This window comes from Aestuariirhabdus haliotis (genome assembly GCF_023509475.1).
Lineage (GTDB): Bacteria > Pseudomonadota > Gammaproteobacteria > Pseudomonadales > Aestuariirhabdaceae > Aestuariirhabdus > Aestuariirhabdus haliotis.
Genome location: NZ_JAKSDZ010000066.1, coordinates 1 through 14,528 on the forward strand (window position 1 = coordinate 1; position 14,528 = coordinate 14,528).

Annotated in this window: 18 protein-coding genes; 7 read left to right on the forward strand and 11 right to left on the reverse strand. The window is 51.5% G+C overall.

Features of this window, described 5'->3' with window-relative positions:
- Positions 1 to 84 precede the first annotated feature (84 nt).
- From MIB40_RS18425 to MIB40_RS18450, 6 genes are all read right to left on the reverse strand, one after another.
- Positions 85 to 363, reverse strand: coding sequence for an NUDIX domain-containing protein (locus MIB40_RS18425; RefSeq protein ID WP_249696971.1), 279 nt, complete (start codon positions 361 to 363; stop codon positions 85 to 87).
- Positions 364 to 410: 47 nt separating this feature from the next.
- On the reverse strand, positions 411 to 788 hold the full coding sequence (locus MIB40_RS18430; protein WP_249696972.1) for a DUF3592 domain-containing protein: 378 nt from the start codon (positions 786 to 788) through the stop codon (positions 411 to 413).
- 78 nt (positions 789 to 866) lie between these two features.
- Entirely contained in the window at positions 867 to 1,274 is a 408-nt protein-coding gene (locus MIB40_RS18435; protein ID WP_249696973.1) for a GNAT family N-acetyltransferase, read from the reverse strand.
- A gap of 138 nt (positions 1,275 to 1,412) precedes the next feature.
- A complete protein-coding gene (locus tag MIB40_RS18440; RefSeq protein ID WP_249696974.1) occupies positions 1,413 to 1,667 on the reverse strand; it encodes a YdcH family protein in 255 nt (84 codons plus the stop codon).
- Between the two features lie 154 nt (positions 1,668 to 1,821).
- Positions 1,822 to 2,262 (reverse strand): thioredoxin TrxC, encoded by a 441-nt coding sequence (gene trxC, locus MIB40_RS18445; RefSeq protein ID WP_249696975.1) that lies wholly within the window; start codon positions 2,260 to 2,262, stop codon positions 1,822 to 1,824.
- Positions 2,263 to 2,338: 76 nt separating this feature from the next.
- A complete protein-coding gene (locus MIB40_RS18450) occupies positions 2,339 to 3,226 on the reverse strand; it encodes a LysR substrate-binding domain-containing protein (RefSeq protein WP_249696976.1) in 888 nt (295 codons plus the stop codon).
- Positions 3,227 to 3,381: 155 nt separating this feature from the next.
- Here MIB40_RS18450 and hisC point away from each other — a divergent pair, with 155 nt between their 5' ends.
- The 5 genes from hisC (at position 3,382) to MIB40_RS18475 (ending at position 7,308) form a co-directional block, all read left to right on the forward strand.
- On the forward strand, positions 3,382 to 4,464 hold the full coding sequence (hisC, locus tag MIB40_RS18455) for a histidinol-phosphate transaminase (RefSeq protein WP_249696977.1): 1,083 nt from the start codon (positions 3,382 to 3,384) through the stop codon (positions 4,462 to 4,464).
- Between the two features lie 17 nt (positions 4,465 to 4,481).
- Positions 4,482 to 5,258 carry an ABC transporter substrate-binding protein gene (locus MIB40_RS18460; protein ID WP_249696978.1) on the forward strand — a complete coding sequence of 259 codons (777 nt, stop codon included), beginning with the start codon at positions 4,482 to 4,484 and terminating at the stop codon, positions 5,256 to 5,258.
- A gap of 219 nt (positions 5,259 to 5,477) precedes the next feature.
- Positions 5,478 to 5,981, forward strand: coding sequence for a hypothetical protein (locus tag MIB40_RS18465; RefSeq protein WP_249696979.1), 504 nt, complete (start codon positions 5,478 to 5,480; stop codon positions 5,979 to 5,981).
- Complete coding sequence (locus tag MIB40_RS18470) at positions 5,978 to 6,487, forward strand: GNAT family N-acetyltransferase (RefSeq protein ID WP_249696980.1); 510 nt, start codon at positions 5,978 to 5,980, stop codon at positions 6,485 to 6,487. Before MIB40_RS18465 ends, MIB40_RS18470 begins: the two co-directional genes overlap by 4 nt.
- A 155-nt stretch (positions 6,488 to 6,642) precedes the next feature.
- On the forward strand, positions 6,643 to 7,308 hold the full coding sequence (locus tag MIB40_RS18475; protein WP_249696981.1) for a glutathione S-transferase family protein: 666 nt from the start codon (positions 6,643 to 6,645) through the stop codon (positions 7,306 to 7,308).
- Positions 7,309 to 7,314: 6 nt separating this feature from the next.
- Here MIB40_RS18475 and MIB40_RS18480 read toward each other — a convergent pair whose 3' ends face one another.
- The gene (locus MIB40_RS18480) at positions 7,315 to 9,147 is read right to left on the reverse strand and encodes a carboxyl transferase domain-containing protein (protein WP_249696982.1); all 1,833 of its coding nucleotides are present in this window, start codon (positions 9,145 to 9,147) and stop codon (positions 7,315 to 7,317) included.
- 194 nt (positions 9,148 to 9,341) lie between these two features.
- Between MIB40_RS18480 and MIB40_RS18485 the strand changes: the two genes are divergently transcribed.
- Both MIB40_RS18485 and MIB40_RS19665 read left to right on the forward strand, forming a co-directional pair.
- Positions 9,342 to 9,803 (forward strand): hypothetical protein, encoded by a 462-nt coding sequence (locus MIB40_RS18485; protein ID WP_249696983.1) that lies wholly within the window; start codon positions 9,342 to 9,344, stop codon positions 9,801 to 9,803.
- A 19-nt stretch (positions 9,804 to 9,822) separates the two neighbouring features.
- A complete protein-coding gene (locus tag MIB40_RS19665) occupies positions 9,823 to 10,407 on the forward strand; it encodes an FKBP-type peptidyl-prolyl cis-trans isomerase (protein ID WP_264758629.1) in 585 nt (194 codons plus the stop codon).
- Between the two features lie 121 nt (positions 10,408 to 10,528).
- On the opposite strand, the gene MIB40_RS18495 is transcribed toward MIB40_RS19665, so the two are convergent.
- From MIB40_RS18495 to MIB40_RS18510, 4 genes are all read right to left on the reverse strand, one after another.
- Positions 10,529 to 11,008 carry a DUF3421 domain-containing protein gene (locus MIB40_RS18495; protein WP_249696984.1) on the reverse strand — a complete coding sequence of 160 codons (480 nt, stop codon included), beginning with the start codon at positions 11,006 to 11,008 and terminating at the stop codon, positions 10,529 to 10,531.
- 160 nt (positions 11,009 to 11,168) lie between these two features.
- Positions 11,169 to 11,795, reverse strand: coding sequence for a LysE family translocator (locus MIB40_RS18500; protein WP_249696985.1), 627 nt, complete (start codon positions 11,793 to 11,795; stop codon positions 11,169 to 11,171).
- A 104-nt stretch (positions 11,796 to 11,899) separates the two neighbouring features.
- Positions 11,900 to 12,301: an SMI1/KNR4 family protein gene (locus tag MIB40_RS18505; RefSeq protein WP_249696986.1), complete on the reverse strand. Its 402-nt coding sequence runs from the start codon at positions 12,299 to 12,301 to the stop codon at positions 11,900 to 11,902.
- A gap of 347 nt (positions 12,302 to 12,648) precedes the next feature.
- Entirely contained in the window at positions 12,649 to 13,755 is a 1,107-nt protein-coding gene (locus MIB40_RS18510) for a hypothetical protein (RefSeq protein ID WP_249696987.1), read from the reverse strand.
- Positions 13,756 to 14,528 lie beyond the last annotated feature (773 nt).

A 14,528-nucleotide genomic window follows, 5' to 3' on the forward strand; every position in this document is an offset into this window, starting at 1 on the left:
CGCCTTTTTGAAAGGTCTAGACCTTACTGCAAAGACGTGCCGCGATTCTGGATTCGCCTGAAAGCCAGAGTTCATCTGAATTAATCAGAGGTGCCCTAGATCAGAATGAGCAAAATAGAGATCCAGATCGTAATGGCCGGGGCGGTGAATATGGGCGTAGCGGATCCATTCTGTTTCGGGAATGATCACACCGGTTTCTTCAGCAAACTCCCTGACCATGGCGGCAGCCGACTCTTCACCGGCTTCTATTTTTCCCCCCACGCCATTAAACAAACCCCGTTGCCATTCCGGATTGATCTTGTTGATCAACACCACCTGTCTTGAGTCTTGTGAAAATAGAAAGCCGGTAACGTATTGTTTCACGGAGATTCCTCTTAAATTAATAGCCGCGTCATTGAAGCAAAGCTTTGCTAATCCCTAAAGACATTATCATCAGGATTCAGGGGGTCGTATTTGATGGTGATAGTTTTGCCGTCAGGGTAGAGGGACGCTTTGCGTTTGGCTACGCCTTCTGTTGCCATATCTTTAAGGATAAACCGGCCTTGGTAGCTAACGTTTTCAACATTAAAACGATAATTGAAATCGACTTTAAACCTGTCAACCCACCGGCTTCGGGAGGTGCCATCCCCGGTTAGATAGGTTTCAGACTCTCGATAGCTATCAATCCTGTGCGATTCAATCACGGCCTCGGCTTCGGGCCAGGAAGCTATCTCCATATTTCTCTGACAGGTTTTAATAACGGCGATAAAGCAAAAAATAACAACAAAGGTATAAACCAGCTTTTTCACATTCACTCCATGAACGTATACGCGAAGGTGTATGGGAGGGGGGCAGAGGCCGCAAGAATACCGTTTTTTCCGGTTTGGTTAATGCTCCGTCCCCGCGTATATCCATAGGGGTTCGGTGTTGCCGGCGCGCTCAAAGCCGAGGGCTTGATAGAAGGCAATGGCTTCCTCATCGGCGGTCAGCATCTGCTGATGAAAATCGCTATAAACCGATTGCATGGCCATCATCATCTTGCGACCAATGCCCTGACCCTGATAATCCGGATGCACAAGCATATGGGGGTAGTAGACGACCAGATGGCCGTCGGAAATGGCGTTGCCGATACCGACCAATGTGCCGTCAACACGAGCGGTAACCAGTGTGTGAGAATTGCGCAGCCCTGCAATAAGCTGCTCCGGTTTATCCGCCGATGACCAGCCGTTGGCGCGGTAGAGCTCGATCACTTCCGTGACCTCAATAGCACCGTTGAGTTCTATCTGGATATCCATATCGAATGATCTTGGCGGTTGTTTATACGAGGAGGTTGTTGCAGAAGAATATCACGGGATGATGGACTGTTGAACGGTGGGAATGAAACAGAACCCCTGGCGCAATCTCTGTTATTGCGCCAGGGGGGAAGGAGGTTATCAGGCCGTCGCTTCGGTATGCTTTTTCAACATATCGAATAGCTCATCCTTCAGCTTCAAGCGGCTCTTTTTCCTGTTTGCCAGATATTCATCCGACGGGGTTTCGACACCCTCTTCAATGCGGTGCACCTCGTGCTCGACATCATGGTAGGCGTCAAACAGTTTGGCGAAATGCGCATTGTTCATTTTCAAGTGGTGAATCTGGTCTCTGTACTCCGGCAGTTCGTGAACAAGATCGTGTTTCTCTATTGGCATAGGGCGGTCCTTTTATTGTGTCGGTATTTTTTCTTATCTTCAGTGTGCGCTCTCTGTGGAGACAAACCCTGATAGAGATCAATTCAGGGCAACATTGAGTGACTCAGGTTTTCCCTAAAGTTGCGTGATGCCATCTTCTGAAACTCGAGGCTCGTTAAGCCGAGCCAATGACCTGCCCCAGCCACTGGTCAAATGCCTGCGCCGGCAGGGCACCGCTCTGGCGGGCGATCTCCTTACCATCACGAAACAGCATCAGGGTGGGAATGCTGCGAATGGCATAACGCTGGGCCAGGGCCTGTTCGGCTTCGGTTTCCAGTTTGACGAAGCGCGCTCTGGGTTCCCAGCGGGCAGCGGCCTGCTCAAAGGTGGGGGCGAACTGAACACAGGGAGCGCACCAGGTTGCCCAGAAGTCCACCACCACCGGAATGCTGGATTTCAATACCAGATTATTGAAGTTACCGCTGTTGGCGATCACTGGCTTGGCGCTCAGAACGGGTAGCTTGCAACGACCACAGGAGGGCTTGTCAGCCAGGCGTTCGCGGGGAATACGATTGAATGTGCTGCAGTGGGCGCAGGCCAGGGTGATGGTAGTCATAGAGAGCTCATTGTTGGATGTTGGGTGAGGCAATGCTCGTGCAGCGTGCGCCGCATTGCGATTGCCGTGCCTGTTATTACTGTTTCAGCCATTGGCTAAAGCATTGCAGGTTTGGATCGCCGGACTGCTGTTCCGGATACACCAGGTAATAGGCTTTACCGCTTCTGACACGAGTGTTGAAAGGGGCGATTAAACGCCCCTGGGACAGTTCCGGTGCGCTCAGGGTCAGGTCGCCAATAGTAATACCAAAACCTTGCAGGGCGGCGTTGGTGGCCAGGTCGAGGGTGTCAAAGTGCTGGTTGTGTTCGGCGCTGAGTCCGGCCAGTTGGGCCGCCTGTAACCAGAGCTGCCAGTCGTGCTGGTTATCGCTGGCGTGCAGCCAGGTGAGTTGGCACAGCTGCTGACGATTAGGGATGTGGTTGCCCTCGATCAGCTCGGGGGAGCACATCGGGGTTAGCACCTCGTCGAACAATAGGTGATATTCCAGCCCCGGTTCGTCGGCCTGCCCATAGAGGATGGCGGCGTGGAAGTGTTCGGTCGCGAAATTGATACCATGGCGCACGGTGGAGGTGAGCTCAATCTCCAGCTGCGGATAGCGACTGCGAAAGCTGATCAGGCGCGGCAACAGCCAGGGCATGATGCAGGTGGGTGCCTTGACAGGAATTCTGTCGTCATCCGCCAGCAGCCCATCCATGGCGTGGGTCAGGGTGGCAAGCGCCTGTTCCACCTGTGGCAAAAAACGCATGCCTTGTACGGTCAGGCTCAGGCCCCGGGCGTGGCGGTTAAACAGGCTGACGCCCAATTGCTGTTCGAGCGCGATCACCTGCCGGCTCACTGCGCTTTGAGTCAAGCTCAGTGCTGTAGCAGCATGAGTAAAATTAAGATGCTCCGCGGTCACGACAAAGGTCTGCAGTTCGCGAAACGAAGGTAAGCGCTTGAGCATGTTCGGTGTCTGTCCAGCCATGAAGTTATCGCATGGCTAGTATGCTGGAATATCGTTACTGACCACAACCGGATTTTGTTTAAATCTCATTCAACGAATAACCCTAATCATCCCTATTTCAGCAGCGGTCTTGAGCTATGTGCCTCGGTACCTTGCTGGCTCTGGAGGCATCGTCGATGAGTTCTTTGGCCGATCAGCTTGCGGCTCCTGCCGTGAAGGCGCTTATTCCCTATCAATCGGCTCGCCGCATTGGGGGAGAGGGGCATCTTTGGCTCAATGCCAACGAGCTGGAGGCAGATTTTCGCAGCGATGATCGCAGCCCGAACCTGCACCGCTACCCCGATTTCTTACCTCACGAATTGGCTGAGGCGTACCAGCAATACAGTGGTGTCGATTGTTCGGTGGTGGCGGTGCGGGGCGCCGATGAGGCGATTGAACTGCTGGTGCGGGCCTTTTGCCAGCCGGGCAAAGACCGCCTGATGATCTGTCCGCCCACCTATGCCATGTATGACTTTTGCGGCGAGGCGGCCTCGGTGGCCGTGGACAAGGTGCCCTTGCTGGATGATTTCCAGCTGGATATGCCTCGTATAAAAGCCGGAGTTGCCAATAGCCATTTGCTGTTTCTGTGCTCGCCCAATAACCCGACCGGCAACCTGATCAATCGGGATGACATCATTGAACTGCTCGAGTACACGAAAGACAGCACCCTGGTGGTGGTCGATGAAGCCTATATCGAATTTGCTCCGGACCACAGCGTGGCCAACCTGATTGCCGAGTATCCTCATCTGGTGGTGATTCGTACCCTGTCCAAGGCCTTTGGCCTGGCGGCCGTGCGTTGTGGATTTGTTCTGGCAAACGCCAGCGTCATGGCCTACCTGAATAAGGTGATTGCCCCCTACCCGATTCCGGACCCCAGCGCGAAGATTTCCCTGACCGCATTGTTGCCGAACAACGTGGCTGAAATGCGTCGCGCCACCGAGCAGTTGATTGCCGTGCGTGAGCAATTTGTCGAGCGGATAAAGCATCTGCCCTGTATCGAATCGGTGTATGAATCTCATACCAATTTTGTCTTGATTCGCCAGCGCAAACACGAATCAGCAGAAGCGCAACAAACACTTTTTTCATATTTGATCGATCAGGGCATTGTAGCCCGTGATCAATCACAGGATCCTGCTCTCGAAGGTTGTGTGCGGATCACCATTGGCGAGCCCGACTCTATGGACGAAGTTGCGACCGCCCTGGAAAACTACCAATACTAAAAATCTGGGAGATAACAATGAAAATGAAAATGGCATTTGGTGCGGCACTGTTGTCGTTGCTGGCATCCTTCACCCAAGCAGCAGAGCAACAGGTGGTGCGATTGGCATCAGACTTTACCTACCCGCCCTTTAACTACAAAAATGCTGACGGCAAGCCGGTGGGTTTTGATATCGAGATTGCCGACGCTCTGTGTGCCCAAATGAAAGTAAAGTGTGAATGGGTTACCCAGGACTGGGATGGTTTGATTCCTGCGCTGCTGGTGCGTAAGGCCGATGCTATTATGGCATCGATGCGCATCACCGAAGACCGTAAAAAGAAGGTGTTGTTTACCCACAAGTATTACAAGACGCCTGCTCGCTTTGTCGCCCGAGAAGACGCCAAACTGGTGATCAGCAAAGCGGGGCTGAAAGGCAAAACCATCGGTGTTCAGCGTGGCACCATCCATGATAACTATGTTTCTGATAAATTCGGGGATGTGGTGAACATCAAGCGTTACAGCGGGCAGGATGAGGTCTACCTGGATGCGGCTAACGGTCGTCTGGATGCTATTTTCGGTAACTCTGATCAGCTGTTGCTGGCGTTTCTGGAAAAAGACAGCGGCAAAGGCTTTGGCTTTGTCGGCGAGCCGGTGACCGATCCCGCCTATATTGGCGAAGGAACGGCGCTGGCGTTGCGCAAGGGTGATGAAAAACTGGCGCAACAGTTTAATCAGGCCATCGCGGCAATTCGTGCCGATGGCACCTACGATAAAATCGCCGGTAAGTATTTCTCCTTTGATATCTACGGTGACTAGTCGAGCTTGAGTGCGGGTGTTAAGCCCGAAACTTTGAGCCGTTGGCTGAAACGAAAAGGGCTTCCAGTGAAGCCCTTTTTTGTGCCTGTAAGATTGTTATCATTAGCGTATGGGTAAAACATGGAGTCTGGTGAGTCCGCACTGACATCTCGGTGATTGTTGATGGCGGCAGGGCATCGGTATACTGGATCTGAAGCGGAATTGGTTAAAGGGCCAGCTATGACAGAGCAGGATAAGGGTATCGAGGAGGTCCGCGTGTTCGAGCAGTTTGTTCGCGCCGCCGGCTTGCCGATCGATATCGACACCATCCGCAAATGTTACCCGCCCAAGCCCGATATTCGATGTCGTTACCATGGCGGCGACTGGGTGTACTTTGAGTTAACCGAGCTGTGCGACGAGAACCTGGCCAAACGTGAGGGGCTGCACCATACCACAACAAGTAGCCCGGATCGTTTGTGGTTAACCGACCCTGCAGAACGCATCGTGCGCAAAAAACTGCAAAAGCGTTATCCAGTCTCCGTGCCCATCGAGTTGCTCTGTTACAAGCGAGGGCGACTCGCCGCTTCCGATACCGATATGGTGACATTGATCCGTCCCCTGGTAGCACAGCAGCCGGGGCCCTTTGTCAGAGTGTGGTTTTTTGGTGAGCGTTTGGCGCAAATGCTCTGGTCGGTCAATAATGCTCAGGCTAGCTCAGCCACCCACCAAGACACCCCGCCATGAACACCCTGCTGACACCGCGATTATGCATCGATGAACTGTCACTCGATGATGGCGATTTTATTCTGGCCCTGCTGAACGATTCCGACTTCTTACGCTATATCGGCGACCGTGGTGTGCGAACACTAGAGGATGCACACCAGTACCTGCGTGAGGGCCCCATGGCGAGTTATCAGCGCCATGGATTTGGTCTCTGGCGCTTAAGCGCCCGCAGTGACGGACGAACTCTGGGGATGTGCGGTTTATTGCAGCGCGATGCTTTGCACGTTCCGGACCTGGGGTATGCCTTGTTGGCCGATGAGCGTCGACAGGGCTATACCCTGGAAGCCTGCCGGGCGGTATTGGCTGATGCCAAAAACCGTTTGGGTCTGAGCCAAGTTGCCGCTTTGGTAGACCCGGAAAACCGAGCTTCACTGGCACTGCTGGAACAGTTGCGTTTTAGCCTTCTGGGCGAGCTTTGTATTAACCCCGATGGTGATCGGTCGCGTCTGTTGTTGTGCGAACTATAGCCGGTCGTTATCGCCGGCTATCTATCTGCTGTATAGCAGGAGCAAGCAACTGGTGAATGGAAACTGAAGCGGCTAGGCTGCAGAACGTTCAAGGACAATACTGTTTTCAATCTGACAGGGCGTCAACGGCCAGAGTTTTCGCTCAGGAGTTCGTTATGGTTATTCTGCACCACCTCAATAATTCCCGCTCCCAGCGCATTTTATGGTTGCTGGAAGAACTGGAAATTCCCTATGAAATAAAGCGCTACCAGCGGGATGCGACGACCAACCTGGCGCCGGCCGAACTGCGTGCCGTACACCCACTGGGTAAGTCGCCGGTGATTACCGATGGCGAGGTGACCATCGCAGAATCCGGTGCGATCATCGAGTATCTGGTGGAGCGCTATGGCCAAGGCCGCTTGCAACCCGCCGATGAAAGCGAGCGTCTACAGTGCCGTTACTGGATGCATTATGCCGAAGGCACCCTGATGCCTTTTATGGTGATGAAGCTGGTGTTCGACCGTATGACCAAGGCACCGATGCCGTTTTTTATCAAGCCGGTCGCCAGGATGATTGCCGGCAAGGCGATGGCCAATTACATCGGCCCGAACCTGGCCAGCAATATGACCTTTATCGAGCAGCATCTGGCCAGCAATCGCTGGTTTGCCGGTGACAACCTGACCATGGCGGACTTTCAGATGAGCTTTCCGTTGGAGGCCAGTGCTTCACGAGGTGCTTTGACCGAGGCACATCAGCATACGGCGGCCTGGGTGGCGAAGGTGCATGCGCGCCCGGCGTATCAGCGAGCCCTGCAAGCCGGCGGCGAATACGATTACGCCTGAATGCCGTTAGCCTGAATTGCTGGCGGCGCTGGACAGTGCCCGCAGCACTGTACGTCGGGTGTGCGCTGGCTCGATTACGGCGTCGATTTCCAGAAACGCGGCGGCTTCGGTCGCCTTGCCGTTCTCGTACAGCTTGTCCAGTAAGTGATTAAACAGCGCCTCTTTTTTCTGCGGGTCGGTTTCGGCCTCCAGCTCTTTGCGAAAGCCAAGGCGAACCGCGCCTTCCAGTCCCATACCGCCGAACTCGCCGCTGGGCCAGGCTGCTGTGTAGCTTGGCTTGGCAAAACTGCCCCCCGCCATAGCCATCGCGCCCAGGCCGTAACCCTTGCGCAACACCACGCACACCAGTGGTGCAGCAAAGCGTGCTCCTGCCGCGAACAATGAGGCCAGTCGGCGCACGGCACCTTCGCTTTCGCTGTCGGGGCCGACCATAAAGCCCGGGGTGTCGCACAGGGATAACAGGGGGATCTGGAAGCGATTGCAGAGTTCCATAAAACGCGCGGCCTTATCACCGGCTTCGGCATCGATGGCTCCGCCGAGTACCGAACAGTCGTTGGCCATAACCGCCACGGGTTTACCTTCCAGACGCATAAAACCGGTGATGATAGCGCGCCCGAATCTCTCGCGCAGTTCCATAAAGCTGTCTTTATCGGCAAGCGTAGTAATCACCTCGCGAACCTTGTAGGCGAAGCGCCGATCGTCCGGCATCAGCGAGCCAATTGTTGCCTGGTCCGGGGCAGACCAGTCGCTGAGGGTGCCCTGGAAATAACCCAGCAATTGTCTCGCCGCTGTGGTGGCCTGGGCTTCATCCTCGACCAGCAGATCAATCACGCCGTTGCTCTGTTGGACGCTTGCCGGACCAATCTGTTCGGCCTTGAAGCGACCCAATCCGCCACCTTCGATCATCGCCGGTCCCGCCATGCCAATGCTGGACTGGCGGGTCGCAATGGTGATATCGGCGCAACCAAACAGGGCCGCGTTGCCGGCAAAACAGTAGCCATGGGCGACGGCTATTCGAGGGGCAATACCTTCCAGTCCGGCCCAGAGGGCGAAGGTATCGAGGTTCAGGCCGGCAATCATGGTGGTGACATCGGTATCTCCCGGTCGGCCGCCGCCGCCCTCGGTAAACATCACCACGGGTAATTTGTTTTTGTGCGCCAGTGAAAGCATACGGTCGAGCTTCTTATGGTGAAAATAACCCTGGGTACCCGCCAGTACCGCATAGTCGTTGATGATCACCGCCACTTCGCAAGGTGCTTGCGGAAACTGGGCCTGGTTGATGGTGGCCAGGCCGGTAATAACACCGTCGGCGGCAGTATCGGTGCGCAGTTTGTCGATCGATTGCCGTTGGCGCTGGGCCGCTATCGCCAGCTGGCCGTGCTCGATAAATGAGTCTGGATCACAAAGTGCGTTAAGGTTTTCCCGGGCGCTGCGACTGCCTTTATTATGGCGTTTTGCTAATGCCTCAGAGCGAGAATGATCTTCGGTCAGGGCCAATCGCCGTTGTAGCTCCTGCACGGCGGGAGAGGGATCGGTTTTGGCCTTTGGTGTGATGGCCGAGGCCTGTGCCAGGATTTGAATGTGTGAACCCTCTACCTCCATGACCGGTAAAAGGTGACACAGGGGGGTGTTCTTTTGCACGGTATCGCCAATCTGGCAGAGCAGGTCCTGCAGGACTCCGGAACAGGGGGCGGTGACCTGGAAGCGAGTTTTCATCGATTCCAGGGTAATCAGCAGGTCTCCCTCGTTAAGTTGGTCACCCACCGCGCAATGAATCTCGGCGATGGCGGCAGCGACCGGTGCGCTGATCGGTTGTGGCGTGGTTTCTGATGTTGGCATCGGGTTGCTCACTGCAAAGGCACAATGCTGTTGACGCTAGCAGAGATCGCTTAACAGTCCGAGACCTGGCGGCTGATATTGGTCAGCTGAATAGGCAGGGTATGTTCTGTTATATGTCTCGGCAATCTTCTGCCTGCCTGGCGTTGAGCTATGATGTGAATGGGCAACCCTCAGGAAAACAACAGGGAAATGCTATGGACCTTTACAGAGTCAGGTCGCTGGTGGATGGTTATAGTCGTCCCGTCATGATCGTCAGTGCGCTATTGGCACTCACCGGCTGCAGTGTGGCGGCCTATACGCCGGTGGTGGGTACCGCCGCTGTCGGGGCAGGGCAGGAAAGTTTGAACGAGTTACCCGAATACCGATCGCTCATTAATACCCCTTTAACCCTGTTGCCAGAACCGGGGCAGCAATGGACCCTTCGGCGCTTTAGTGGCGGCCGTTTTTTTGTCGAGCGCTCGCCCATCGCTAATCGCAGTACCGAGCTGATCTGCCTGTTAGCCGATGGCCAGTTAATCATCGATGAGATCTATGAGGACCGAATTAATGGCGGTCTTTATTACAGTGGTAAGGCACGTTGTGATGAGTCGGATGACTGGCTGGAGGTACCACGAAATCACTGGTATCCCAAGGGGATGGTTCCTTTGGTGGAGTGATTGGGCCGGCGAGGTTACAATGCCTCAGCCCGGCGGCAATTCTCCGCCCGGACTGTTGGTAACAGCATCAACAACAGAACCAGCGGACAATAAACAACAGGACAATATGCAGGTGAGAAGCGTGGTCAATATTCTGATAGGTACCCTGATCGTGGTAGCCGTATTCTTTTTGATTCAGTCGGTGACATCCAAGAATCAAAAAGCGGCGGAAGAAAATGTTCGTTTGGGGCAGGAGTTTCTTGCCGAGAACGCCAAGGCGGAAGGAGTACAAACCACGGCATCCGGTTTGCAATATAAACAATTGCAGGCGGGTACTGGCACAGAGCATCCGAATGCGACCGATAAAGTCAAAGTGCATTACCATGGCACCTTGATCGACGGCGCGGTGTTCGACAGCTCGGTCGATCGGGGTGAGCCCATCAGCTTTGGTTTGAATCAGGTGATTCCCGGTTGGACCGAAGGTCTGCAGCTAATGGTGGTGGGTGAGAAAACCCGCTTGTTTATTCCCAGCGAGCTGGGTTACGGCAATCGCTCGGCGGGGTCGATTCCGGCCGGATCGGTGTTGATCTTTGATGTCGAGCTGCTGGGTATTAACGAGGACTAGGTAGCAACAAGAACCAGGTGTTTTAGCTGCGTTATCGAGGCGGCTTTTCCAGCGTTTCAAAAAGGCCTGACGGCATGCGTCAGGCTTTTTTTATTGCCTGTGTTCGTCTGCATTGACTGAACTAGCGAATAAGTACTTCATAGGGATTCACCATAACTTCCTCTCCCCCCCAACCTAGATTACATGCCCCGAATGCACTTCTGACTTTTCCCGAATGAACGCCACCGTTATAGTTACCACGGCAGATGTAGAGCTTTTCGCCATCACTTTCATGGCCAGCAACAACAGCGAAAGGTGGCACTTCACCGTCTGTAGCCTGTTGCCAAATAACGTAGGTTTCATACTGTTCGACAGGGATTTCCTTTCCGCCCCAACCAATGTTGCAGGCTCCTAACGTACTTCTGACTTTTCCCGGATGTACTCCACCCTCGTAAGTGGCTCGACATACGTAGAGTGTTTCTCCGTCGGCTTCATGCCCGCTCATTAAACTGCCTGACGGAATATCGCCATGGCTCGCGGAAACCCAATCAGCATTAGCCGCAGAGGTTAATGCTGTTGCTACCATGCCAATTACCATTGAGATCAAACTGTGCTTTTTCATATCTTATCCTTGTTATTAAAGCTCCGATTATGTGAACGCTGCCAGCGGCTATCGGGGCTGATGGGGGCTAGGGCCTAACGTCTATAGTAGTCCTAAAAAGTCCTTAAGGGTTCTGGTCTCTTGAATTAAGCCGTGCTTTTTCGGCGATTACTGCCGCTTGTCAGGCAATTTCAGAAAGTTCCAGAAGCTTCAGTCCATCAATAAAGAGGAGCGCCGCAAAAATGACTAACAACAAGGATAAGAATCGCATTATATATTTGTAACTCTTACCATTTAATACATTCCTGTATTTCCCAACCAGTAAAGCCAGCAGCACTTTTGAACCTACCAATGGCAGATAAAATCCTGCAATAAATAACGCAGGGGCAATTGAACTAACACTTGCTGATTTGATAATTGCAGGAGCTCCGACGGCTAGCCAAAACAGATATGGGTGCGGGCTGAGCACATTGGCGAGCACCCCTTTTGCTACTGATTTTGTCCCAACCCTCGCATCATTGAGCGTTGGTTCTTTAACCCTGGCACTATCGTAAGCCATGTATAAAATATAAAAACTACCCAGCAGTGATAAAGCCCCAACGAAATTGTTAAAGCTGGATACCTGATCCATTACCAACAGTATCACTAGGATAATTGGCGCATCCGTTATCATCGGCGCAAGAGCGACCTTCACGCCAGCATTGATTCCATGTTGTAACGTTTCGCTAACCACTAGAGTTAATAACGGCCCTGGCGAAAGACCGGCGGTCAGCCCCATCACGAGCCCAAAACTCAAGTAGTAATCCATATAAATTAAATTCCTGAATATAATCAGAGGGCATGTGTTGTTGCGTAACGTTTACGGATGGGGCGAGGTCATGAGTCCCAAGCTCGTACTTGTTATGTGGTGCACTAAAAAATTTTCCACCACGGTTTTTTCTTAAGTGTATTCTGGACAGCTTCTCTAGAAGCGAGTATTTCGCCTGCAAACTCTTCAAGTGAGGAATATTTCTCATCTTCTTCTGGCTGGCCAATTTCATGATTCCACAGAATAACACTTGGATCTTCACTACCAATTTCCATTAAGTAGTAATCACCACAGCCAGAATGTCCAATTGCGAAATAGTCTTCAGTATCTAGTCCGTCAACCATATCAATTTCAATATTGTAGTGCTCTATATCTTTAAATTCGTTAAGAAACTCGACTTGAGATAAATCGCCGGCCTCTTTCATTTTCTGCGGATATCTTTCTAAGAGATCTAGATACTTTACATGCAGTTCCGGCCATTTATCTATAAATGCTTGTCTATCCATAATTCACATAACGCCCAAAGCAGCAGCGGCGAAGCCGTCCAGCCCACAGGGCGCTGCTGCCTTTGCTTGTTAAATTGTGGTGCATATGTTCCCTGCGATTTGCAAGGCAAAACCCACTGCCAAAAGTAAGAAGCCAAGCTTAGCTAGTGGATGGGACTTTGTTGAAGATCCACTCCCATCTAAATTACCCAGATCAATCTGTGTGGGAAATCCGAAAAAGAAAATCAAACATGCTGCAACGAAGTCAATACCTAGGCCGATATTTGTTAATGTAAGTATTTCCACAATTTCCTCTGTAATTTAACGCCCAAATCACGGGCGCCGTAGGAGTCCGGAGGGTTATTCTGTTATGTTTGGTATACGAAAATGGGAATGCTTCCTTTCCAGGTCGTGCCGTTACCCCATTCCAGCTCAATCAGTGCTGAGAACCTACTGTGTTCAAGGGTTTTATCAATAACGTTAACACTGATAAATCGCTTAACAAAATGTAATGGAACTCTAAGTTCTTCGTTATAAGAACTAGATTTAACGGGTATTAGAGAAAGTCTGATAAATTCCAACTTTAATAGCCGTGAGAATAGTTCTAAATCCTCACTATAGAGATTGTAATAATCAGTAACGAGCGAACCTATCTCTTCAGCATGAGCAATTTCACCTTTAATTACTCCTACACAAGTTGAAATAGATTGTATTGCAGCTTCAATACCACTAATCCTTGATGATTGTCCATTACCAATGGAAATATCACCAGTTTCATTGAGCTTGAATGTCATTCCGACATTGTTTGGATCAGTAGGTATGAACTTATCTTTAGTAGATACTTTTAATATGTCATTTCCATCTCTTGACTTGCTGATTTCAAGCCCTGATATTTTTCTAGCATCACCCTGAGATTCAACGACAACGAACTTTTCACTTTCAGGTTTTGAGTTAAAAGTCATTACATATTCATGAAAACTATCAGTGTTACCTATTTCTGACCCTACAAGCTCAAAACTCCATTCCTTCGAATTGATACTATTCCAACGTGCATGGAGGATGTTCTCACTTCCAATTTGTAGAAGTGTTGTTTCGTCAAATGCTCCATCATTAAATGGCAACTTTAGACTTTCTGCCGCCTTTTTCTCTGCTGCTAATTTCCATTTAAGCAAGGTATCAGCTGAATATTCAGTAAAGTCCGCATCAATTAGATTCCCATGATCACGACACATCCATATTCCATTTGTTATAGCTCGTCGTTCTTCTTGGGACATATCTGGATTATATCTGGGCCCATTTGGTGCGGCAGCATGAATATGAGCGGAAATTCCATTATTTATTCTTTTGGTTGGATCATTAGAGTTGGGACCAACAGTATTTCTTCCGCAATCAGGATAAGAACATCTCCAAGCAACTCGCTCAGCCATAGTGCGCTTTGTTGCATCTGTGAAATCATCTCGACGACTACTACCCATAAACTACATTTTGCCCTTTACTGAAAACGATACTTGTGATGGTAAGCATTTTATCCTGTTTTTTAGAGTCTGAAAATTCTATCTATTGATGATTCGAATTTTGCGAAAACATAACACTTCAAGCAGCGGCAGCCGTGCGCGAAGCGCGCTTTAAGCTGTCCAGCCACGAAGTGGTGAGGTTGCCTTGACTTGTATGGTTCAATTTTCCTGATTTTGCTTCTTTGTCGGAAGTGAAGCCCGTAGCTAGTAGCACCTAGTTACCGGATTCCCAGCCCGATGAGGGACAGGTCTCGCAGACCGTTAACAAACGAAGCAAGGCAGCTCTCGACTGTCCATGGTCTTCGCTGCATTAGGAGATCCCTATCCGTCAAAGCGCGCCCTCAGAACGCCCCGCGGGTGCACTGCGCAGGTGAATAATAATTCTGGCAACGCAAGGAGGCATCCTGCCTCCAGCGTTGGCTCGACGTCCATGTCTCATCCCTACGGGCCTATTCGAATCATTAACCACCTGCTTGCCGTTCTGAAAGGGGGGATATTGTGCCAAACTGCAACCTTTCGCCCGGATAAGGGCTTTAACTTCTTAAGCCCCCGCCGTGCGCTGTCACCCTTTTGGCTGCCCCTTGTATGAGAGGACTATAACTGGATACACAAGCAAGCCCGACCTTTGAAGCGCCAAACCCCAGGGTAACCGATACATTTCTAGTAGCGTTTTGATGAATCAAAACACCTGCTCAGTAATACATTGAACAGGCAGACTCTCGATAGGTGTTTGG

Bases quoted from the DNA above. Each gene is read 5' to 3' on its own strand.
- MIB40_RS18435 (WP_249696973.1), bottom strand. From the start codon at position 1,274: ATGGATATCCAGATAGAACTCAACGGTGCTATTGAGGTCACGGAAGTG.
- MIB40_RS18440 (WP_249696974.1), bottom strand. From the start codon at position 1,667: ATGCCAATAGAGAAACACGATCTTGTTCACGAACTGCCGGAGTACAGA.
- trxC (WP_249696975.1), bottom strand. From the start codon at position 2,262: ATGACTACCATCACCCTGGCCTGCGCCCACTGCAGCACATTCAATCGT.
- MIB40_RS18450 (WP_249696976.1), bottom strand. From the start codon at position 3,226: ATGGCTGGACAGACACCGAACATGCTCAAGCGCTTACCTTCGTTTCGC.
- hisC (WP_249696977.1), top strand. From the start codon at position 3,382: ATGAGTTCTTTGGCCGATCAGCTTGCGGCTCCTGCCGTGAAGGCGCTT.
- MIB40_RS18460 (WP_249696978.1), top strand. From the start codon at position 4,482: ATGAAAATGAAAATGGCATTTGGTGCGGCACTGTTGTCGTTGCTGGCA.
- MIB40_RS18465 (WP_249696979.1), top strand. From the start codon at position 5,478: ATGACAGAGCAGGATAAGGGTATCGAGGAGGTCCGCGTGTTCGAGCAG.
- MIB40_RS18470 (WP_249696980.1), top strand. From the start codon at position 5,978: ATGAACACCCTGCTGACACCGCGATTATGCATCGATGAACTGTCACTC.
- MIB40_RS18475 (WP_249696981.1), top strand. From the start codon at position 6,643: ATGGTTATTCTGCACCACCTCAATAATTCCCGCTCCCAGCGCATTTTA.
- MIB40_RS18480 (WP_249696982.1), bottom strand. From the start codon at position 9,147: ATGCCAACATCAGAAACCACGCCACAACCGATCAGCGCACCGGTCGCT.
- MIB40_RS18485 (WP_249696983.1), top strand. From the start codon at position 9,342: ATGGACCTTTACAGAGTCAGGTCGCTGGTGGATGGTTATAGTCGTCCC.
- MIB40_RS19665 (WP_264758629.1), top strand. From the start codon at position 9,823: ATGCCTCAGCCCGGCGGCAATTCTCCGCCCGGACTGTTGGTAACAGCA.
- MIB40_RS18495 (WP_249696984.1), bottom strand. From the start codon at position 11,008: ATGAAAAAGCACAGTTTGATCTCAATGGTAATTGGCATGGTAGCAACA.
- MIB40_RS18500 (WP_249696985.1), bottom strand. From the start codon at position 11,795: ATGGATTACTACTTGAGTTTTGGGCTCGTGATGGGGCTGACCGCCGGT.
- MIB40_RS18505 (WP_249696986.1), bottom strand. From the start codon at position 12,301: ATGGATAGACAAGCATTTATAGATAAATGGCCGGAACTGCATGTAAAG.
- MIB40_RS18510 (WP_249696987.1), bottom strand. From the start codon at position 13,755: ATGGGTAGTAGTCGTCGAGATGATTTCACAGATGCAACAAAGCGCACT.